Annotated in this window: 23 protein-coding genes; all 23 read right to left on the bottom strand. The window is 66.4% G+C overall.

Features of this window, described 5'->3' with window-relative positions; all coding sequences use genetic code 11:
- Window positions 1-7: 7 nt before the first annotated feature.
- Window positions 8-247 (bottom strand): DUF2274 domain-containing protein, encoded by a 240-nt coding sequence (locus L6Q21_RS05335; RefSeq protein ID WP_336246227.1) that lies wholly within the window; start codon window positions 245-247, stop codon window positions 8-10.
- Between the two features lie 37 nt (window positions 248-284).
- Entirely contained in the window at window positions 285-1574 is a 1290-nt protein-coding gene (locus L6Q21_RS05340; protein ID WP_237829626.1) for a TraB/TrbI/VirB10 family type IV secretion system protein, read from the bottom strand.
- Complete coding sequence (gene trbG / locus L6Q21_RS05345) at window positions 1571-2599, bottom strand: P-type conjugative transfer protein TrbG (protein WP_237829627.1); 1029 nt, start codon at window positions 2597-2599, stop codon at window positions 1571-1573. Before trbG ends, L6Q21_RS05340 begins: the two co-directional genes overlap by 4 nt.
- The gene (trbF, locus tag L6Q21_RS05350; RefSeq protein WP_237829628.1) at window positions 2596-3279 is read right to left on the bottom strand and encodes a conjugal transfer protein TrbF; all 684 of its coding nucleotides are present in this window, start codon (window positions 3277-3279) and stop codon (window positions 2596-2598) included. Before trbF ends, trbG begins: the two co-directional genes overlap by 4 nt.
- 6 nt (window positions 3280-3285) lie before the next feature.
- Window positions 3286-4665 carry a P-type conjugative transfer protein TrbL gene (gene trbL, locus L6Q21_RS05355; RefSeq protein ID WP_237829629.1) on the bottom strand — a complete coding sequence of 460 codons (1380 nt, stop codon included), beginning with the start codon at window positions 4663-4665 and terminating at the stop codon, window positions 3286-3288.
- 1 nt (window position 4666) lies between these two features.
- Window positions 4667-5059 carry a putative entry exclusion protein TrbK-alt gene (trbK-alt, locus tag L6Q21_RS05360; RefSeq protein ID WP_237829630.1) on the bottom strand — a complete coding sequence of 131 codons (393 nt, stop codon included), beginning with the start codon at window positions 5057-5059 and terminating at the stop codon, window positions 4667-4669.
- 41 nt (window positions 5060-5100) lie between these two features.
- Complete coding sequence (trbJ, locus tag L6Q21_RS05365; RefSeq protein ID WP_237829631.1) at window positions 5101-5823, bottom strand: P-type conjugative transfer protein TrbJ; 723 nt, start codon at window positions 5821-5823, stop codon at window positions 5101-5103.
- Entirely contained in the window at window positions 5820-8267 is a 2448-nt protein-coding gene (gene trbE / locus L6Q21_RS05370; RefSeq protein WP_237829632.1) for a conjugal transfer protein TrbE, read from the bottom strand. The genes trbJ and trbE overlap by 4 nt, the downstream gene beginning before the upstream one ends.
- Before the next feature lie 12 nt (window positions 8268-8279).
- Window positions 8280-8549 (bottom strand): VirB3 family type IV secretion system protein, encoded by a 270-nt coding sequence (locus L6Q21_RS05375; RefSeq protein WP_237829633.1) that lies wholly within the window; start codon window positions 8547-8549, stop codon window positions 8280-8282.
- Window positions 8549-8860: a TrbC/VirB2 family type IV secretion system protein gene (locus tag L6Q21_RS05380; RefSeq protein ID WP_119037252.1), complete on the bottom strand. Its 312-nt coding sequence runs from the start codon at window positions 8858-8860 to the stop codon at window positions 8549-8551. Before L6Q21_RS05380 ends, L6Q21_RS05375 begins: the two co-directional genes overlap by 1 nt.
- A 44-nt stretch (window positions 8861-8904) precedes the next feature.
- Window positions 8905-9876: a P-type conjugative transfer ATPase TrbB gene (gene trbB / locus L6Q21_RS05385; RefSeq protein ID WP_237829634.1), complete on the bottom strand. Its 972-nt coding sequence runs from the start codon at window positions 9874-9876 to the stop codon at window positions 8905-8907.
- A 188-nt stretch (window positions 9877-10064) separates the two neighbouring features.
- Window positions 10065-10502, bottom strand: coding sequence for a CopG family transcriptional regulator (locus L6Q21_RS05390; protein ID WP_237829636.1), 438 nt, complete (start codon window positions 10500-10502; stop codon window positions 10065-10067).
- 15 nt (window positions 10503-10517) lie between these two features.
- Complete coding sequence (locus L6Q21_RS05395) at window positions 10518-12536, bottom strand: conjugal transfer protein TraG (protein WP_237829637.1); 2019 nt, start codon at window positions 12534-12536, stop codon at window positions 10518-10520.
- A gap of 150 nt (window positions 12537-12686) precedes the next feature.
- Window positions 12687-13058, bottom strand: a complete 372-nt coding sequence (locus L6Q21_RS05400) for a type II toxin-antitoxin system VapC family toxin (RefSeq protein ID WP_237829638.1) — start codon at window positions 13056-13058, stop codon at window positions 12687-12689.
- Window positions 13055-13252, bottom strand: coding sequence for a type II toxin-antitoxin system VapB family antitoxin (locus tag L6Q21_RS05405; RefSeq protein ID WP_237829639.1), 198 nt, complete (start codon window positions 13250-13252; stop codon window positions 13055-13057). Before L6Q21_RS05405 ends, L6Q21_RS05400 begins: the two co-directional genes overlap by 4 nt.
- Window positions 13253-13345: 93 nt before the next feature.
- Window positions 13346-15100, bottom strand: a complete 1755-nt coding sequence (locus tag L6Q21_RS05410) for a relaxase/mobilization nuclease domain-containing protein (RefSeq protein ID WP_237829640.1) — start codon at window positions 15098-15100, stop codon at window positions 13346-13348.
- A 253-nt stretch (window positions 15101-15353) separates the two neighbouring features.
- Window positions 15354-16079, bottom strand: coding sequence for a lytic transglycosylase domain-containing protein (locus L6Q21_RS05415; protein ID WP_237829641.1), 726 nt, complete (start codon window positions 16077-16079; stop codon window positions 15354-15356).
- A 4-nt stretch (window positions 16080-16083) separates the two neighbouring features.
- On the bottom strand, window positions 16084-16419 hold the full coding sequence (locus tag L6Q21_RS05420; protein WP_237829643.1) for a DUF736 domain-containing protein: 336 nt from the start codon (window positions 16417-16419) through the stop codon (window positions 16084-16086).
- 34 nt (window positions 16420-16453) lie between these two features.
- Window positions 16454-16969, bottom strand: coding sequence for a S26 family signal peptidase (locus tag L6Q21_RS05425; RefSeq protein WP_255696739.1), 516 nt, complete (start codon window positions 16967-16969; stop codon window positions 16454-16456).
- On the bottom strand, window positions 16966-17445 hold the full coding sequence (locus L6Q21_RS05430; protein ID WP_237829645.1) for a DUF2840 domain-containing protein: 480 nt from the start codon (window positions 17443-17445) through the stop codon (window positions 16966-16968). The genes L6Q21_RS05425 and L6Q21_RS05430 overlap by 4 nt, the downstream gene beginning before the upstream one ends.
- Window positions 17442-17699, bottom strand: a complete 258-nt coding sequence (locus tag L6Q21_RS05435; RefSeq protein ID WP_237829646.1) for a ribbon-helix-helix protein — start codon at window positions 17697-17699, stop codon at window positions 17442-17444. Before L6Q21_RS05435 ends, L6Q21_RS05430 begins: the two co-directional genes overlap by 4 nt.
- A complete protein-coding gene (gene parA, locus L6Q21_RS05440; RefSeq protein ID WP_237829647.1) occupies window positions 17696-18334 on the bottom strand; it encodes a ParA family partition ATPase in 639 nt (212 codons plus the stop codon). Before parA ends, L6Q21_RS05435 begins: the two co-directional genes overlap by 4 nt.
- Window positions 18331-19443, bottom strand: a complete 1113-nt coding sequence (locus L6Q21_RS05445) for a replication initiator protein A (protein WP_237829648.1) — start codon at window positions 19441-19443, stop codon at window positions 18331-18333. The genes parA and L6Q21_RS05445 overlap by 4 nt, the downstream gene beginning before the upstream one ends.
- Between the last annotated feature and the right edge of the window lie 6 nt (window positions 19444-19449).

Below are 19449 nucleotides of genomic sequence, written 5' to 3' on the forward strand. Positions count from 1 at the left end.
TCGTGTGCTATTCGTTGGTCTGCCTCGGAGGGCGGCCCTTCGAAGATAGGGGCGAGTGGTTCTGATCCTCCGCCCGGCGCAATTTCAGGAACGCCCGATCGGTCGCCATGAATCGGGCGATCATCGGCACCACCAATTTTGCAGGGTCGATCGATCCCGCGCTTTCCTCCGTCTCGGCCGCCAGTATCTCGGCATAGCGGGTGAGATCCCGGTAGGTGGCGGCGGGCAGTTCGATCGTGATTTTCACCGGCCGTCCTCGACCAGCGGACCCAGTTTGAGTTTGGTCATCGTGCGCTCCTCCAGGCCGGCATCACGATGTCGCGCGCGACGAGCACACGGACCGGATAGCCGGGCCGCACGGTCAGCGTCGGCTGGATGTTGAGCTGGCGACGGACGATCTCCTGCCCGGCCCGGTTGAACGTATCCTGCCCGCCGTCGCGGATGGCGCGGGCGATGTCATCGTTGGAGTCCGACCCCATTTCAGCGCCGATGCTGAGCAGGGTCGAGAGCGCGGCGGCGCGGGCGATCCCGCCCCAATGCTGGTTCACCCGGTCTTCGAGACCAGCATAGCCTGCGGCGTCGCCCGCCGGCTGACGGTCGAGAATGATCGAGCGGCCGTCAGGCAGGATAAGACGGCTCCAGGCGAGGAGGATGCGGCGCTGCCCGTAAGCGACCTGGCTGTCATAGTCGCCGATCAGCCGCGACCCTTGGGGGATGAGCAATATGCGCCCGGTCGGGCTGTCATAGACATTCTGGGTCACTTGCGCCGTGACCTGGCCCGGCAGATCGGAACTGATGCCGGTGATCAGGGCGGCGGCGATGATATTCCCCGCCTGGACGATGTTAGGCGAGACCGGATCGATCAGCCGCCCGGCGTTGAGCGTGCGGCTCTCCGGCCCGCGCTCGACAAATTCCTGTTTCGACCGCTGCATATTGGGGCCGTCCGGTGGAACCGGCGCGGGCGGGATAGCAGCGGCGTTCAAGGCTGCGAGATCGAGACCGGAAAGCGGCGGCGCGGACGCGCCTTGTCCAGCGGGCGCCGCGGTGCTCTGTCCACCAAGAAACAACCGGCTTGCTATCGCGGCCTCCCGCTCCTGCGCCGCGCGCTGCCGGGCCTGCTCCTCGGGTGTCGGGCCGCTATTGGGTTGAGCCGTGTCGGCGCCGATCGGCGGGACCGTCACCATTTCCCCGCGTTGCTGCGCGGAGACGATCGGCCCTCCAAGGTCGCCGGGGAGCGGCGCTCCCAGCGGCGGAACGCCGGGTGGCAGGGCGGAATAGTCTTGCGGACCGCTTGTCACCCGTTCGGTCACGGCACGATTGTCGGTGTTGTAGAGTTCGGTGGGCGGCTTGGCGTCGCGGCTCTGAAGCGCAAATGTCAGCGCGCCGCCCACAGCAAGCGCGCCGAGACCGCCAATGCCGGCGATGACCTTGCGCGACAGGCGCATCACGCGCGGCGCCTCACCGCGCAGGCGAAATCCGCCGGGATCGGCCGGCGCTGGCGCCGCCGAAGCTGCTGCTGCCGGCGCCGGGCGCTCCTCTTTCTCCCTTTCCAGGGATTCGTCGGGCGCGCTCATCGCCGTGCCCTGCCATTGCGACGAGCGTCGTCGCGGACGATGCGTACGGTCTGCTGAGGATGTTCGCCCAGACGCAGTTCGGCGGCGGCGAACAGGCGGTCGACCACGATATAGCGCTCGCGCACCCGGTAGTTGACCAGTTCGCCGCCGCCATTCGGGCCGATGACGAACAGGGGCGGCATCTCGCCCTGCGCGATGCCTGAGGGAAATTCGATGAACACCTGGGCGCTGTCATCGAATGCACGCACCGGACGCCACGGCGCATTGTCGCCCTCGATGCGGTAGCGAAAGTTGAGCCGGGCGACATCGATCCCGGCGGCGATGGGCGCTGATCCCGCCGCTGCCGCATTCTGGCCGCGTAGCGCGATCAGCCGGCCCTGCGGATATTGCCAGGATACCGACGCCATCCATGTGCGCTGCGTGGCGCGCAGCTCCAGATGATAGGTGCGCCGATCGGTATTGATGATGAGATTGGTGGCGAGGTCGGGCCGTGTTGGTTTGACCAGGATATGGACACGGCTGCTATCCCCCGAGCCGCTGACGGTGTCGCCGATGATCCAGCGCACGGTATCGCCTGCCGCCACCGGTCCTGGTCCCACCAGTTGCTCGCCTTCCTGAAGGGCGATGTCCGTCACCTGTCCCGGCGCGGTATAGACCTGATAAAGCGCACCCTCGGTCCAGGGATAGAGCTGGATGGCGTTGATGAACCCGTCGCGAACGGGCTGGATGCGCGCGGCGGCGTTGGCCTGGCTGACGCGCGCGGAGGGATCGACCGGTTCGGGCGGATCGCGCCGTTCCTCGACCGGCATCAACTGTCCGGGCAGCGGCAGCGGTTCGGCGATCGTGACGATCTCGACCGGCGCGGGCGCCTCGGGCGTGAGCGTCGCTGCGATGGCGGGCGCGTCGTCATAGAGGATCGCGGGCGGTTTAGACGAGGTCGTGGCGCAGCCCGCCAGCGTGGATGCGGAGATCAGCAAAGCCGGACCTACGGATTTACGGAAATACGTGCCTAGGATGATCTTCATTGGCCCAGCTCCTTCGACCAGTTGATGGCCGTGACGAACACGCCCAGCGGATTCTTGCGCAGCCGCTCGGGGTCGCGCGGCGGCTGGATGACGAGGGTGAGGATGGCCGACCAGCGCTCGGTCCCGGCGAGTTGGCCGTCCTGATAGCGGCGCTCGGTCCAGGCGATGCGGAAGCTGTCCGGAGAGGCGCGGATCACACTGGAGACGTCGATTGCGACCTGAACCCTGCCGACATTGGCGAAGGGGTCGTTGGTGCGGGCGTAATCATTGAGCGCCAGCGCGCCGCGATCCGTGGTGAAATCATAGGCGCGCAGCCAGTTCTGGCGGACGATCACCGGATCGGCCGGCACGCTGCGGACCTGTTCGACGAACCGCGCCAGATGGAAGGCGATCTGGGGGTCGGTCGGGCGATATCCCGCTTCGGCGGGTGCGACGGCTTGCGCCACGCCGAGCTTGTCGACCTCGACTACCCAGGGAACGATCGTGCCGCGCGCCCCCTGGACCACGAGACCCGCGGCGAGCCCGCCTGACATCGCGAGCGTGGCGAAAAAGGCGAGCCGCCAGTTCCGGGCCTGGACACGGGCGGAACCGATGCGATCATCCCAAGCCTGCGCAGCGCGCTGATAGGGTGTCTCGGGCTGCGGGGTCTTGCCGTAGCGGGTCGAGGGGCGTTTGAACATTTGCCGTCAGTCCTTCTGGCTGAGATCGGGCGAGGAACCGCCGCCGCCGCGATCGCCGGAGCGTACGGCGTGGGTGACGGACGACACGCCCCGGTTCATCGCTTGTTGGCGCTTCATCGATTGCGCCCAGGCTGGAGGGGCGCTGGCGGTGGATGTCGCACTGCCTGCCGTCGCAGCCGCAGTCGGTGCTGTGGCGCCTGACCCGCCGCTGATTGTGCCGCCTGTGGCCGTGAACCCGGCGCGGGCGCCGGACCTGAAGCTGGATTTCATGGCGTCGCCGGCCTTGGCGGCGGCTTTCTTCAACGGGGATGTGGCGGCGTTGACCGCGCCGCCGACCGCCGTCTTGCCGACAGCGGACATGCCGCCGGCGACCGCGCTGCCGCCNTTACCGAGCGAGCCGAGGCTATAGGCGCTGGCGGCCGCGCCTGACGCATGAGCGCCGCCACGCGCCGCCGCCGCGCCAGCCTTGACACCGCCGCCGACGACTGAAGCCGCCCCGCCCATCGCCATACGCGCGCCCATGCCGCCGGCCATCGTCGCGCCGCCGACCGCAAGCGCGGTCCCGACCGCCGCGCCCGCGCCAAGCTGGGGTGCGCCGGAGACCAGGCCGGTGGCGATGCCGGGGCCGAAGATGCCGAGGCCAAGCAGCGCCAGCGCCGCGAGCGCCACGGACATGGCTTCCTCGGCGGTGGGCGTGCCGCTGAATGCGGTCGTGAACTCGGCGAACAGGCCGGTGCCGATGCCGACGATGACGGCGAGCACCAGCACCTTGACGCCAGACGCCACGACATTGCCGAGCACCTTCTCGGCGAGGAAGGCGGTCTTGTTGAACAGGGCGAAGGGCAGCAGCACGAAGCCGGCGAGCGTCACCAGCTTGAACTCGATCAGGGTGACAAAGAGCTGCACCGACAGAATGAAGAAGGCGATGAGGATGATCACCCAGGCGATCAGCAGCACCGCGATCTGGATGAAGTTGGCGAAGAAGCTGCGGAACCCCATGAGATCGCCGATGGCGTCGAGCAGCGGTTCACCGGCATCGAAGCCGGTGGCGGCGACGCTGCCCGGTTTCATGAAATCGGCGAGGCTGATGCTGGCGCCGCTGGCCTTCAGGCCGAGCCCGGCGAAGCTGTCGAACACAATGCCGGCGAGCGCGGAGAAATTGCCGATGATGAAGGCGAAGAAACCGACATAGAGCACCTTCTTCACCAGCCGGTGCATGACGTCTTCATCGGCGCCCCAGGCCCAGAACAGGCCGGCGAGCGTGATATCGATGACGATGAGAGTGGTGGTGAGAAAGGCGACTTCACCGCCGAGCAGCCCGAACCCGCTATCGATGTAGCTGTTGAAGGTGTCGAGGAAGCGGTTGATGACGCCGACGTCGTTCATGTCAGCGGCCCGGCTCGGATGCAGTCGCAGCCGCCTTGTCGGCGGCCATGACGGGCGCCTGCGTCAGGAAGTCCGTGACCGGATCGCTGGTGGGTTCGGAATCAAACCCGTCGTCGGGCGCATCCATGGCTGTTTCGGCATCGATCTGCCGGTCGGCAGGGTCGCGGCCGAGGAAACGACGGCGATGATCTTCCCAGGCTGCCTCGCAGCCGGTGTCGGGCATGGTCAGGGTCCGGCAGCGATCGAGTTCAGCGCGCAGCGGATCGGCGCCGATCGCCTCGATCCGTGGCGAGGCCTCCTGCGCCGATCGGTCATCGACGGCGATGACGATAGCGGTGGCCAGCAATATGCCGGCGGCCAGCGCCACGCCTGCGATCTTCGCGCTGCGGCTCATCTCCATTCTCCCTTTCCGGCCCGATGCCCGTCCGAATTTGATCAGTTGCCGCTGCGCGTCATGAAGCGGCGGAACTGCTCGCGCCCTTGCGCTTCGGCGGCAGCATCGCGGGCGGATTCGAGCGCCTGGGCGCGGCCCTGAGCGGCAAGCAGCGCGGTGAGGTCAGCGATCTGTTGGGATTGCAAGGCGAGAAGCTGGTTGCCGGCCTGCGCCGCCTGTAACGCTCCGGTCGCCGACTGGCTGGCGCCGACGATATTCGACATGGCGGTGCGCGCGCCATCGATATTGCCGACGACCCCGGCCTGGACCTTCAGCGCATCTTCGAACCCGGCGACGCTGGTCTCCCAGCGGTCCTGCGCGCCGTCGACCAGCGCTTGGTCGGACGCATTGAGGTCGATGTTGCGGTAACGGGACGAGAACGCCTGCTCGATCTGCTGAACGTCATAGGCGATGCGTTGCGCCTCGCCGAGAAGCTGCTGGGTCTGGCGGACCTGCGCCTGGAGTTGCTGGAGCGAGGAGAATGGCAGGCTGGCGAGGTTCTTCGCGTCATTGATCAGCGAGGACGCCTCATTCTGGAGCGACTGGATCTGATTGTTGATCTGCTGGAGTGAGCGAGCTGCGGTCAGGACATTCTGGGCATAGTTGGTGGGATCATAGACGATCCCGCCGAAACCGAATTGTGCGCTGGCGGGGGCCGAGACGCCGGCAACGGCAAGCAGGGCGACGCCGGCGATCATCGCGCGGCGCAACTGAAAACGGGTCATGGCTCATACTCCGGGGCTGCGGGGGAAAGGAGATCGGCGGCCCAGTCCAGGCCGCGAGCGCGCAGCCAGGCGGCGGCGAAGCCGTCGCGGCCATGTTCGGCGATCAGATCGGCGATGCGCGCCTGATTGGTCTTCGACGAGGCGGCGGTGAAGGCGAGCGCGACATCGCCCAGCCCAAGATCGAACAGCCGGTTGCCGCGCCGCGACTGGCAGTAATAATCGCGCTTGGGGGTGGCGCGGCTCAAGATCTCGATCTGGCGGTCGTTCAAGCCGAACCGCCGGTAGATGGCGGTGATCTGCGGTTCGACCGCGCGTTCGTTGGGCAGAAAGATGCGCGTCGGGCAACTTTCAACGATGGCCGGCGCAATGGTCGACGTCTCGATATCGGCGAGGCTCTGGGTGGCGAAGATGACGCTGGCGTTCTTCTTGCGAAGCGTCTTCAGCCATTCCTTGAGCTGCTGGGCGAAGGCAGGCGAGTCCAGCACCAGCCAGCCCTCGTCGATGATGATCAGGGTCGGCGAGCCATCGAGCCGGCCTTCGATCCGGTGAAACAGATAGGAGAGCACGGCGGGTGCGGCCCCGGTTCCGGTCAGCCCCTCGGTCTCGAACGCCTGAACATCGGCGTCGCCCAGATGCTCGGATTCGGCATCAAGCAACTGGCCGTAAGGCCCGCCGACGCAGTATGGGCCGAGCGCCTGTTTCAACTGCTGCTGCTGGAGCAGAACGGCGAGGCCCGTCAGGGTGCGTTCGGGAACGGGGGCGCTGGCGAGCGATCCGAGCGCCGACCAGAGATAGTCCTTCACCTGGGGATCGACCGTTACGCCTTCGGCGGTCAGGATCGCGGCGAGCCATTCGGACGCCCAGTTGCGTTCGGCGGGATCGTCGATGCGCGCGAGCGGTTGCAGGAAGACGCTAGCGGCCGCAGTCCCAGTCTCTTTGGCGTACAAGCTGCCACCGAGATCCTGCCAGTCGCCGCCCATCGCCAGCGACGCCACCCGGATCGAGCCGCCGAAATCGAAGGCGAACACCTGTCCGGATTGATAGCGGCGGAACTGCATGGCGATCAGCGCGAGCAGCACAGATTTGCCCGCGCCGGTCGGGCCGACGATCAGGGTATGGCCGACATCGCCGACGTGCAGCGAAAACCGGAATGGCGTCGATCCTTCGGTCTTGGCGAAGAACAAGGGCGGCGCGTCGAAATGCTCGTCGCGTTCCGGCCCGGCCCAGACCGCCGACAGCGGGATCATATGCGCCAGATTGAGCGTCGAGATCGGCGGTTGCCGGACATTGGCGTAGACATGGCCGGGCAAGCTGCCCATCCATGCCTCAATCGCGTTGACCCCCTCGGCGATGCAGGTGAAATCCCGGCCCTGGATGACCTTTTCGACCAGTCGGAGCTTCTCGGCGGCGATGCCGGGGTCGGTATCCCACACGGTCACGGTGGCGGTGACATAGGCCTGGCCGACATCGTCGGCGCCCAGCTCCTGCAACGCGGCATCGGCGTCGGCCGCCTTGTTCGACGCATCGCTGTCCATCAGCGTCGACGCCTCATTGGTCATCACCTCGCGCAGGATCGCAGCCACGCTCTTGCGCTTGGCGAACCATTGCCGCCGGATGCGGGTAAGCAGCTTGGTGGCGTCGGTCTTGTCGAGCATCACCGCGCGGGTCGCCCAGCGATAGGGGAAGGCCAGCCGGTTCAGCTCGTCGAGCAGGCCGGGCCAGGTCATCGACGGGAAGCCGGTGATGGTCAGCGTGCACAAGTGATGATCGCCCAGGCGCGGTTCGAGGCCGCCGGACAGCGGTTCGTCGGCCAGCAGCGCATCGAGGTGCATCGGGGTTTCCGGCACGCGCACGCGCTGGCGGCAGGTCGAGATCGTCGAATGCAGATAGGTCAGGGTCTCGCCGTCATCCAGCCAGCGAACCTCGGGCACGAATCCATCGACCAGTTGTAGCACGCGGTCGGTGCGGTCGGTGAAGCTGCCCACCAGCTCCCAGGGATCGATGCCCTTCTGCGCGCGGCCCTCATAGAGCCAGCTTTCCGCGCGAGCGGCGTCCTCGGCAGGCGGCATCCATAACAGGGTGAGATAATAGCCGCTCTCATAGTGGCTGCCCTGCTCCTCGAACTGCGCGCGGCGTTCCCGATCGACCAGGGCGGAGGCGGCGTCGGGAAACGCGCTCGCGGGATAGTCGCCCGCTGGCACACGCTGCGCCTCGACGAAGATCGCCCAGCCCGATCCGAGCCGACGCAGGGCGTTGTTCAGTCGTGAGGTCACGGCGACCAGTTCGGCGGGCGTCGCCGAGTCCAGATCGGGACCGCGAAACTTCGCCGTGCGCTGGAAGCTCCCGTCCTTGTTGAGCACAATCCCCTCGGCGACCAGCGCCGCCCAGGGCAGGAAGTCAGCCAGATGGCTGGAGCGATTGCGATATTCGGCGAGGTTCATCATGGGGTGTTGACCTCAGACGCGCATGAAAATGGGGTAGCGAAGGTGGCGGCGGGCGACGTCGGGGAACTGCGCGTCGCGCTTGGCCGCCCAGACCGCCGCCAGATGGCCGATCAGCCACAACACGCCGCCAGCGATCCAGAGCTGGAGGCCGACGCCGATCGCGGCCGCCAGGGTGCCGTTGGCGATGGCGATGGCGCGCGGGGCGCCGCCGAGCAGGATCGGCTCGGTCAGCGCCCGATGGACGGGTGCGTAGAAGCCCGCGACTTCGCCATCCTCCAGCATCAGATCAGCGCCCCGCCGCCGAACGAGAAGAAGGACAGGAAGAAGCTTGATGCCGCGAACGCGATCGACAGGCCGAAGACGATCTGGATCAGCTTGCGGAAGCCGCCGCCGGAATCGCCAAACGCAAGCGTCAGGCCGGTGACGATGATCACGATCACGGCGATGATCTTCGCCACCGGCCCTTCGATCGATTCGAGGATGGACTGGAGAGGGGCTTCCCAGGGCATCGACGAACCGGAGGCGCGCGCCGGGGCCGACAGGGTCACGGCCACGACGCACGCCAATGCGCCAGCGGCGACCTGCTGGCGCATATGCGAAATGGCGGCGATCGGCCGCCGCACGTTGGATATCGGGTTCACTGGCTTTCTCCTGCTGAAAGGACGGTCGCCGCTGGCGCCGCTGATCCGGGTGAAGGGCATGGGAGGTGGGTGAGCGCGAAGTCGCCGTCCGGGCCGAGACCATCGACGCGCGCGAGTTCGGCAAGGCGGCGTTCCGATCCGCGCCCCGCCAGCACCGCCACCATGTCGATGGTCTCGCCGATCAGCGCGCGCGGCACGGTCACGACCGCTTCCTGGATGAGCTGCTCCATCCGGCGCAGCGCGCCGAGCGCCGTGCCGGCATGGATGGTGCCGACGCCGCCGGGATGGCCGGTGCCCCAGGCTTTGAGGAGGTCAAGCGCCTCGGCGCCGCGCACCTCGCCGATCGGGATGCGGTCGGGGCGCAAGCGCAGCGAAGAACGGACTAGGTCCGACAGCGAGGCGACGCCGTCCTTGGTGCGCAGCGCCACGAGATTGGGCGAGGCGCATTGCAGCTCGCGGGTGTCTTCGATCAGAACGACGCGATCCGATGTCTTGGCGACTTCGGCCAGCAGCGCATTGGTGAGCGTGGTCTTGCCGGTCGAAGTTCCGCCCGCCACCAGGATGTTGCAGCGATCCGCGACGCCCTTGCGCAGCACCGCCGCCTGCAAGCGCGACATGATCCCGGCGTCGGCATAATCGTCGAGCGTGAAGATCGCGACGGCGGGCTTGCGGATCGCAAAGGCGGGTGCGGCGACGACGGGCGGGATCAGCCCTTCGAACCGCTCGCCGGTCTCGGGCAACTCCGCCGAAACGCGCGGGTTGCGCGCATGGACGTCGACGCCGACATGATGCGCGACCAGGCGGATGATGCGCTCGCCATCCGCCGGCGACAGCCGCTCGCCGGTATCGGCCAGGCCTTCACCGAGCCGGTCGACCCAGAGGCGCCCGTCGGGGTTGAGCATGACTTCGACGATGGCGGGCTCGGCGAGCCAGGTGGCGATCGACGGGCCGAGTGCGGTGCGCAACATACGCGCGCCGCGAGAATCCGCCTCCGATCCGACCTGTTGATGCTGCACAATTTGTCCCCTGCAAGGACCACCGGGCGACGCGCGCAGCGATCGGGGACGAGTAAGAGAGACACAAAGCCGGCAATCGCAACACTAAAATCAAGGTGTCGTAGGATGGCGTGCAAATAGAAACGATCGGCGGCCTGGCATTACATCTCAAGATTTTGGGTATCGTGCTCTGGCGTAGCTTTGACGTCCTCGGACAGTTCGCGCGCGAGGCTTGCGCCGGTCTCCATGCGCCGGCCGAGCGACTCGACGAACCCACGATAGCGTTCCCGCCCGCTGGCCTGGGCGGCGGCGAACGCCGTGTCCGGCAAGGGCGGCGTCGTGGTCAGCCAGAAGCGGACGAACAGCGCCATCGCTTCGTTGGAGATTGCAACATGATGCTCGAGCCGGTCGGCCTGGCGCGATAGCCGGTCGAGACGCCGGCCGATCGCGGCCTCCAGCCGCTCGGACCCATCGGGCGAGAGGAACGACAGCAGCGCGGCCTCTACGATCTGGGTCTGGGCGACGCGTTTCCTCGCCGCATAATCGGCCAACCGACCGGACAGATCGGCGGGCAGACGGAATGTGTGTTTGATGCGCATGGCGGTTCCTTCGTCTCAGAGCTGGATGCCGTCGCCGGGGTCGAGGCTGGCCTGGCGCGCGAGGCGCTGCATCCGGCGCTGTATCGCGGCGTCATTGTCGGTCGCCTCGGTGTCGTCGAACGCGAACTCCGGCGTGGGCGTGGGCTTCTCGCGTACCACCTCCTCATGATCGGGCAGTCCCGGCTCGCGCCGAATATTGGCGTTGGCGGTGTCGTTCTGGCTCGCGGATGTGGCCTTGGCTGCTTTGCCGGGCATACGGCTCGATCCGTCGGTGGATGCCGGGTCCGCAAGAGCCGGCCGCGGCGGCGCCGCCAATGCCGTCCAGTCATCCGGGCGCGGCTTGGCCGTGGACCGCTGGATATTGGGCGCGGGCAACAGGCGTGACGTGAACCGCCGATCGGTGAAATAGCGCGCTTTCTTGGCGCGCACCGGCGGCAGGCCCGCGATCATGACGATCTCATCATCGGGCGGAAGCTGCATGATCTCGCCCGGCGTCATGAGCTGGCGCGCGGTCTCCGAGCGCGAGACCATCAGATGGCCGAGCCAGGGCGACAGGCGATGCCCGGCATAGTTCTTCATCGCTCGCATCTCGGTGGCGGTGCCGAGCGCGTCGGATACCCGCTTGGCGGTGCGCTCGTCATTGGTCGCGAAACTGACCCGCACATGGCAATTGTCGAGGATGGCGTTGTTCGGGCCGTAAGCCTTCTCGATCTGGTTGAGCGATTGGGCGATCAGGAACGCCTTCATCCCGTAGCCGGCCATGAACGCCAGCGCGCTCTCGAAGAAGTCGAGCCGCCCCAGCGCTGGAAACTCGTCGAGCATCAGCAGCAGCCGATGCCGCCCATCCTTGGCTTTCAGATCCTCGGTCAATCGCCGTCCGATCTGGTTGAGAATTAGCCGTATGAGCGGCTTGGTCCGGCTGATGTCGCTGGGCGGCACCACCAGATAGAGCGAGACCGGATGCGCGTCATCGACCAGATCGGCGATGCGCCAGTCGCATTGCCGGGTCACGGCCGCGACGACGGGATCGCGATAGAGGCCGAGGAACGACATGGCGGTCGACAGCACGCCCGACCGTTCGTTCTCCGATTTGTTGAGCAGCTCGCGCGCGGCCGAAGCGACGACGGGATGGACGCCGGCTTCGCCCAGATGCGGGGTGAGCATCATCGCCTTCAGCGTGGTCTCCATCGGCCGCTTCGGGTCCGACAGAAAGTTGGCGACGCCGGCCAAGGTCTTGTCGGGTTCGGCGTAGAGGACATGCAGGATCGTGCCGACCAACAGAGCATGGGAGGTCTTTTCCCAATGGTTGCGCTTTTCGAGACTGCCTTCCGGATCAACCAGCACGTCGGCGACATTCTGGACGTCGCGCACCTCCCATTCACCGCGACGCACCTCGAGCAGCGGGTTGTAGGCGGCCGACGCCGCATTGGTCGGATCGAACAGCAGCACCTTGCCCAACCGGCTACGGAATCCGGCGGTCAGACCCCAATTCTCGCCCTTGATGTCGTGGATGATGGCCGATCCCGGCCAGGTCAGCAGTGATGGCACCACCAGACCAACGCCCTTGCCGGAGCGGGTCGGCGCGAAGCACAGCACATGCTCGGGGCCGTCGTGGCGTAGATACTCACGCTCGAACCGGCCCAGCACCACGCCGTCATCGCCAAGCAGACCGGCGCTGCGGACTTCCTTCACGTTCGCCCAGCGCGCGGTGCCGAAGGTCTCGGCGTTGCGGATTTCCCGCGCCCGCCACACCGACATGCCGATGGCGACGATGATCGACAGGAAGCCGCCGGACACTGCGATATAGGCGCCGCTCTGGAAGATATCCGGTGCATAGGCGTCGAAGGAGAACCACCACCAGAAGAAGGCGGGCGGCGGATAGACCGGCACGTCGAACGCCGTGAACCAGGGCGCGCCGAGCTGGTGTTGGTGGCCGAGCGCCGCCGCCGTCCATTGCGTCGCGGACCAGACCGACGCCAGCACAATGGCGAACACAACAAGGATCTGACCCCAGAGGATTTTGGTGGCGGACACGGCCCTTCCTTCCCGGCAAATGCCGTAGAGGTCGTGTGCAGGTCTCCGATGTTACAAGGTGTCGGCGCTGGGAGGCGAAGTAATGGCGGGATTGGCGTGCAAAAAGAAACGGTCGCGTAGAGCGTGATCTACGCCCTGGGAAGCAGCCGATCAGTGTTGAGCGGTTTTGGCAATACCGAGGCGGGACGCGATCTCATTGAGCCGCTTGTCGCGGGTCCAGAGTCGCAGCCCTGGCGTCAGACGGGTGGCGGCAAGGAGATGCGCATCGATATAGCCGATGCCGAGGCTGTAGAGCGGCTGCTGTTCGATGAAGCCCTGGACCTCATCGTCGGAAGCCTGGCTCGCCATCGGCAGATCGCGCAGCGCCGACAGCACGTTGTCGCGCTGGCGCAAACTGCCCAGGGCGATCTCGCCTATGATGAACGGGTGGATGTAAACCAGCCCTGCGTCGAGGCGGCTCGCAAGCAGAGGATCGCCCCGCCGCAGATGATCGACCCAGACCGTGCTGTCGACAAGGATCATTCGGCCACAGCCCGACGACGGGCGGGGACTTCCAGGTCGGGTTCGCTACCGCCAAGCAGAGCAAGGCGGCGGGCGCTCTCACGCTCGATAAGCGCCTTGAATGCCTCCCGCACAAGCTGGGACTTTTCCTTCAGGCCGGTAAATGCCTGCGCTTTCGCCACCTGTTCGTCATCAAGGACAATAGTCGTTCGCATATCGAAGCCTTTCCGTAGAAGGCACGTATTTATCATCGAATGATGTCGATTTCAATGTGGACCGATTGGGGGTGTGGGGGAAATGGCCGAGACCTACAGTCCCAAACCACGCTGTTTGCCGAAACTCCAGTCCACCCCACCGCCGGGCGCCATCGTGCCGGTGATGTGCTTGCCAAGTTGCTGATCGAGCGCCGGCCGCCAGGGCACGAGCTGGAATCCCAGTCCGTCATCCAACATAGCGAACCGGCCCGACGCCAGCGTGACGCGCTGGCGGTAGGTACCGGTGACATGATCGCCCGGAGCCGATGGCGTGTGCGGAAGGCCGGTCTCGGCCGCGATGCGGGCGATGGCGCCGCCCAGTTCGCGCTGCTTTAGCGTGCCGATCAGATTACGAGCGAAGATGAAACGTTGACCCTGCCGCCGCGCCAATCCTTCATCAACGAGATGATCGGCGCGGGCATCGAGCGCGTCCGACACCGCTGCGCCGAACCCGCCGCCCAGCGGGGGCGGATCGCGGTCGATCAGATGGCGGTCGAGCCAGGTCGCGCCCTCGGCCGTGACCTGCCGATCCAGCGGGAGGTCGGATCGGGTGGCGAGCGAATGGCGTTGCTGGCCCTTATTGTCCTCCCATGACCGCAGTTCGACAATCGCCCCTGGCCTCGCGTCGCCCGTCATGTCGATATCGCTGAACCGCAGATGATGGCTGCGCCCGTCCACGCCTTCGATGACAGCATAGGCCGTGCCCGCCAGTTCGTCATGCAGGCCGCGTTCGACCAGGCGGCCGAGCACGGGATCGCCGACCTGTTCGTCATGGATCGCGAACGACGCGATATCCGGCGTGCCGACGCCTCGCGACATCGCCGCGTGCATGGTCTTGATGATGTCCCCGCGGATCGACAGGGCGCGTAAGATTTCTTCGCCGCCGGGCTTCAGCGTCCATGATGCTGGACCGATAGGATCGGCAAGGCCGAGACGCTCGAGCTTCTGCGCCCGACCGACCAGCAGGCGCCGTTCCTCCGGATCGTGCGAACCGCTTTCGGGACGAAGATCGACGATGCCGCCATGATGGTCGGCGATGTTGCGCAGGGTCCGGTCCAGGCCAGTCCAGCGCTCGGCGTCCACGTCCTTGCGCAACGCCGCCTGGATCTCGCGCTCGCTGCGCGGACCGAGTTCGAGCGTGACGCGATCCTCCGCTCTCCCCCGGAATCCCTCGCGCACATAGTTGCGGCTGATGACGAGGTCGCCGCCGTCATCGGCGCGGCCGCGCACCAGCACATGGATATGCGGATTGTCGGTGTTCCAGTGATCGACGGCCACCCAGTCGAGCGATGTGCCGAGGTCGCGCTGGGCGTCGGCCATCAGCTCACGGGTGAAGGCGCGCAGGTCCTGCATTTCGCCGGCATCTTCAGGCGAGACGATGAACCGGAAATGATGCCGGTCGTCTTCGCACCGTGCGGCGAAGGCTTCGCCATCGGCCCGATCGGCGCCGGCATCGAACATCTGGGCCGGCGCGCCATCTCGGGTGACGCCCTCGCGCTCCAGATAAGCCACATGCCGGGCGATCGGCGCCGCCCGGAACTTCGTCCCCGCGTGGCGCACGACCCGCATCTTGACGATGACCCGGCGCATGTCGGGCCGGCGTGCGCGACTGGACCCTGCGGCGTTGCCGCGACCGAAGCGCGATCCTCCGCCGCCTTGCCGGCGAGGTCCGAAGCCGCGTCCTGTGTGTCCGGCCTTCTTGGCGGCGCGCATCACCTGACCGACGAACGACTTGGCTTGTCGGCCCTGTGTGCCGCCATCGCGCGGCCTTCCTGGGCGTACCCGGAAATCATCGTCGCGGGCGCTCATCGGGCGCGGATTCCGGGTCGAATGGCGGGCGCCATACGCGCGCGGATTGATTTCATGCCGTTTTCTGAAAGCGCGGCTGGCAGGCCCATTTTGGGAGCCGACAAGAAAAGCGCGCACAACCAACCACATGGGCCCCGGCAGACGGCGGTCCTTTTATCTGGCCGTGCCTTCCTGTTTCTCCCCAAACTCCAGCAGCTTCCGACCGTCTGTATCCGTTTGCACCCTATGATGCGACAGGGCACGCCAGCCCAGGTCATGACGGTTCCCGGCCGGAAAGAGGGACGAACAGGCGTTCGGGAGGCTCTTCGGGCGCAACATTCTGTGCGGCCGTTTCGTCATCCGGCGGCGTCTCGGCTGCGGCTTGCGGTGCAGCTCGGGCGTCGTCCGCGCGCATGGCGAATAGCGGCGCGCGCATCCACGCCAGCGGATCGGCGGGTGCGATAGTTGGGCGGCCAGGCTGCGATCCGCCGACCATCGGTGCGAGGATCGCGAGATAGGCGCGGGTCTCTCGGGGGAGCGGCCGGCCGGTCGTGAGGTGCTGTTCGTAGCGCCCCGGTCCCGCATTATAGGCGGCGAGAAAGCCGGGCGATCCGAAGCGGTCATGTAGTTCGCGAAGGTAGGCCGTGCCCGCGATGATGTTGTCGCGGACATGATAGGGATCGTCGCCAAGTGCGTATCGACCGCGCAGATAGGCCCAGGTATCGGGCATAATCTGCATCAGACCCATCGCCCCGGCATGGGAGATAGCGCGCACGTCGCCCGCACTTTCGGCGCGCATCACCGCCCATATCCACGCCTGCGGAATGCCGAACCGCCGCGAGGCCTCGGCAACATGCCGGGCGACAGGATCGGCGGTTTGCGGCGTGGTCGTCTGCGCGGCGGCGGGAACGGGCAAGGCCGTCGCCGGCGCGCTCGCCACGACGGCGAGCCACGCCAGCGACAGCGCCCTGCCGCGCAGGGAACGGCGACGCGGGCGCAACCGATCAGCTCCGGTCTTCGCGCGGTCGCGGTCGGTTCCACGACAGGTTGAACGTCGTGCCCTCATCATCGGCGCGGAACAGATTGGCGCGCAAGGGCGGGCCGGCGAAGATCGCGCTGTCGATCTCGATGGACACATAGTCGCCAGCCTTCTCGCCGACACGCTTCCATCCCGCGCCGATCTCCGGGCCGGCGTCTTCGTCGAGTTGAACCCGGTAGTCGGGTGCGTTCTCGGCGTCATTCGGTTCGGCGGGAACGATGATGATCGCCTCGTCAATTCCGAACATCCGGATGCGGCCCGAATAGCCGTCCTCGGTGGGTTTGAAGGTGCCTGCGTACATTGCCAATCTCCTTTGTGTTGCAGGGGGAAAGCGATCAGGACGGTGCACGCGTGCGCAAGGGCGCTGCGCGACCGACCACGGACGATACGGGCAGCGGCCCGAAATAGCGGCCGTCCAGGCTGTCGCTGCGGTCCGCGTTCATGAAGAAAATCTCGTCGGCGGCGATGATGCGACAGCCTTCCCAGACCGGCAGCGACCGTTGCAGCCGATCCTGTTCGCGCGCAGCGCCGACCGGCTTTCCGTCGATGGTGATGGCGACGCCGGTGCGGCACACATGCTGTCCTGGCAGCGCGGCGACCGGCTTGATCAGCGGCACGCCGAGGGGCAGATAGCCACCCGCCGAAAGGAACGCGGCAACGTCGTCGGGCGGCGTCACGACGACGAGATCGCCGACGCGTAGATCACGGGCTGGACGGACGGTGTAGAAGCCGATCGGCACGCTGGCCGAGGCGTTCCAGATCAGCTTTGGCGGCGGATTGATCCACACCGAAACGGCGATGACATTGACGGCGACGACCATCGTCACCAGCGTTCCCCAACGAAATCTCATTGCAAGGCTCCCTTGCGGGCGAGCCAGGCGCGATGACGCTCCAGCGTGTAGGGGCGCGGGCTTTCCTGCGCCGCGAGACGGTTGTGGACGTGTCGCCAATGGTCGGGCGCGGCGTCGGCGGGATCGATGTTCAGCGCATCCACGGCGTCGATCGCCTCGAACACCCGCTGGACCTTGGGCCAGCCATTGACGCGCAGCAGAATCTCGCCGCCGGGCGTGACGCCCGGCACGGTCTGCCAGGGTTCGCCCGGATTGACGGCGCGCAGGATGTCGATGCGCGACACCAGCGTGCCGAAGTCATTGGATGCCCAACGGACGTAGGCAAACAGGCTGTCCGGCGCGAAGGCGACGCGCCGGCGCTGGCGGTCGAGGATCTGATCCTCGACCAGGCGGCCGAAGCGTATCCAGCGTTCGATGCGGCGCTCGATCCACAGCAGATCGACGCGCGTGCGATCGTCACGATTGGCGACGCTCATGACCCGTTTCCCGCATCGTCGGGATATTCGCGGTGCAGCAGTTCGCGCAGCATGTCGGCGACCGAAATGCCGCGCTGGAGCGCCGCGAGCTTGAGGCGTCGCCGCAAATTGGGCGTCACATCGATCGTCAACCTGGCGCTGTTGGCGGGCGGCGATAGCGCGGTTGGTGGTGTAGCGTCCTCTGGTCCCGCAATCCACGCCTCGGCCGCACCGGGCCGGGACGTGAACCCTGTCCTGAGCTTGCGGGTCGTCATGATCTGATCGCCTCGATCTCGGTGGCCAGCGCGGCGATCTCGCGAGCGGCCGCGCTTTCGGGATCGACCTCCGACACCAGCCGCCCGGTTTGCATGGCGTCGGCGAAGACGACCCGCTGGCCGACATGGTGCGCCAGCAGCGGCGGGTCGTGTTCGGCAAGGCTCTCGGCGGTGGCACGGGCGATCAGCGTGCGCGCCGGGTAGCGGTTGAGCAGAAAGCGCGCGCCGATCTCGGGTTTGAAGATGCGCGCCTGGTCGATCAGCTTCAGCATCTCGGCCGACGCCCAGCCGTCGAGCGGCGATGGCTGCACCGGGATCAGGGCAAGGTCGCAGGCGAATAGCGCCGAGCGAAGCAAGGTGGCGACACGCGGCGGCCCGTCGATGACGACATGATCCATGCCACGCGCCAGCTCGGGCGCTTCGATGTGCAGGGTGTCGCGGGCGAGGCCGATCACGCTGAACAGCCGGGGCAGTCCTTCGGCGGCGCGTTGCTGCGACCAGTCGAGCGCGGACCCTTGAGGATCGGCGTCGATCAGCAGGACGCGGCGCCCTTGCCTCGCCCATTGTCCGGCGAGGTGTAGCGCGAGCGTGGTCTTGCCGACGCCGCCTTTCTGATTGAGGAGCGCGACGATCATGAGCGGCGCTCCTGTCGAGTTTGGGAACTGTCGGAGCGGTCGCCAAGCGAGGCGTTGGACGATCTATCCCCAGCTCCGCGCGCTTCTACTACTTCTTTAGATTCTGATTTAGAGTCTTTAGAGTCCGGTTTTGCGCTGGAAGGACAAAGGTTTAGCTGGGATGCGTGCGTCCGAAGTACGGATAGGACTGCGTTCGAAGTACCGATAGCCATTGCGTCCGAAGTACCGATACGGCGCTTATGACGCGGAAAGTTATCCACAGGCCCTGCGCTGATCTCAATGATGCGCGGCCGCATCACCAGGAGGGTCTCCGAACCCGTACCTGGCACAAGCTCCAGGACGTAGCCGGGGAGCGATTGGCTCCGCACGATGGCGCGGATGTGCAGCGCGAAATCGGAGAAGCGTGATTGGCTCGCGCTTTTGGCGTGAAGGTGGCGCAGCTCGAAACGCCAGCCATTGGGCTGTCGACCGGCATGTTTGCGCGCGATCCGATAAAGCCAGCGCTCAATGCCGCCGGTGAGCCGGAAATAGCCTGGATCTATCGCCAGCACGAGGCGGCGATCGAGGACGCCCCGGTAGAACCAGTCGGGAAGAACGAACTCCATGCCCTCGATCCGGCCGGTTCGTGTGGTCAGCTCCTCCCATTCGTTGATCCAGGAGAATTGCTGGCGTCGCCAATGCTCACCGTGCCGAATGGTCGTGCGCACGACCGTCGATTGCAGCCGCGTCAGGGCGCCCTTGAGAAGGTGGTAGTTGCGCGCGCCCGTTCCCCGGCCGATGGAGGTGAGCAGTTGATAGGGCGTGAAGCGGAAAAACCGGGAGGTCGGCAGTCCGCGATCGTCGGCGGCGAGAAGCTGGCTCGCGGCCCAGATCAGGACATCGGCATCCCATATGGTCGCCAGACCATGTTCGGGCACGGCATAGACCTGCACTTCGGTATCGCCGGATTTATAAAGGATCGGCGCGATGCGCCGGGCCTTCGCCAGCGAGAAGAAGGGTCGCTCCATAAGGTCGCGCTGGTCGCGCGGCGGCACGGTTCCGGACAGCGCCTCAAATGGATCGAGGCGCGCGCGTTCGCTCTGGCCCAGTGGTCGATGCTTGCCAGCCATGATGGT

It is taken from the genome of Sandaracinobacteroides sayramensis (assembly GCF_022014495.1).
Lineage (GTDB): Bacteria > Pseudomonadota > Alphaproteobacteria > Sphingomonadales > Sphingomonadaceae > Sandaracinobacteroides > Sandaracinobacteroides sayramense.

Bases quoted from the DNA above. Each gene is read 5' to 3' on its own strand.
- trbG (WP_237829627.1), bottom strand. From the start codon at position 2,599: ATGAAGATCATCCTAGGCACGTATTTCCGTAAATCCGTAGGTCCGGCT.
- L6Q21_RS05435 (WP_237829646.1), bottom strand. From the start codon at position 17,699: ATGACGACCCGCAAGCTCAGGACAGGGTTCACGTCCCGGCCCGGTGCG.
- L6Q21_RS05400 (WP_237829638.1), bottom strand. From the start codon at position 13,058: ATGATCCTTGTCGACAGCACGGTCTGGGTCGATCATCTGCGGCGGGGC.
- trbK-alt (WP_237829630.1), bottom strand. From the start codon at position 5,059: ATGAGCCGCAGCGCGAAGATCGCAGGCGTGGCGCTGGCCGCCGGCATA.
- L6Q21_RS05425 (WP_255696739.1), bottom strand. From the start codon at position 16,969: ATGAGATTTCGTTGGGGAACGCTGGTGACGATGGTCGTCGCCGTCAAT.
- parA (WP_237829647.1), bottom strand. From the start codon at position 18,334: ATGATCGTCGCGCTCCTCAATCAGAAAGGCGGCGTCGGCAAGACCACG.
- L6Q21_RS05340 (WP_237829626.1), bottom strand. From the start codon at position 1,574: ATGAGCGCGCCCGACGAATCCCTGGAAAGGGAGAAAGAGGAGCGCCCG.
- trbE (WP_237829632.1), bottom strand. From the start codon at position 8,267: ATGATGAACCTCGCCGAATATCGCAATCGCTCCAGCCATCTGGCTGAC.
- trbJ (WP_237829631.1), bottom strand. From the start codon at position 5,823: ATGACCCGTTTTCAGTTGCGCCGCGCGATGATCGCCGGCGTCGCCCTG.
- L6Q21_RS05410 (WP_237829640.1), bottom strand. From the start codon at position 15,100: ATGAGCGCCCGCGACGATGATTTCCGGGTACGCCCAGGAAGGCCGCGC.
- L6Q21_RS05405 (WP_237829639.1), bottom strand. From the start codon at position 13,252: ATGCGAACGACTATTGTCCTTGATGACGAACAGGTGGCGAAAGCGCAG.
- L6Q21_RS05380 (WP_119037252.1), bottom strand. From the start codon at position 8,860: ATGCGCCAGCAGGTCGCCGCTGGCGCATTGGCGTGCGTCGTGGCCGTG.
- L6Q21_RS05445 (WP_237829648.1), bottom strand. From the start codon at position 19,443: ATGGCTGGCAAGCATCGACCACTGGGCCAGAGCGAACGCGCGCGCCTC.
- trbF (WP_237829628.1), bottom strand. From the start codon at position 3,279: ATGTTCAAACGCCCCTCGACCCGCTACGGCAAGACCCCGCAGCCCGAG.
- trbB (WP_237829634.1), bottom strand. From the start codon at position 9,876: ATGTTGCGCACCGCACTCGGCCCGTCGATCGCCACCTGGCTCGCCGAG.
- L6Q21_RS05390 (WP_237829636.1), bottom strand. From the start codon at position 10,502: ATGCGCATCAAACACACATTCCGTCTGCCCGCCGATCTGTCCGGTCGG.
- L6Q21_RS05430 (WP_237829645.1), bottom strand. From the start codon at position 17,445: ATGAGCGTCGCCAATCGTGACGATCGCACGCGCGTCGATCTGCTGTGG.
- L6Q21_RS05420 (WP_237829643.1), bottom strand. From the start codon at position 16,419: ATGTACGCAGGCACCTTCAAACCCACCGAGGACGGCTATTCGGGCCGC.
- L6Q21_RS05375 (WP_237829633.1), bottom strand. From the start codon at position 8,549: ATGCTGGAGGATGGCGAAGTCGCGGGCTTCTACGCACCCGTCCATCGG.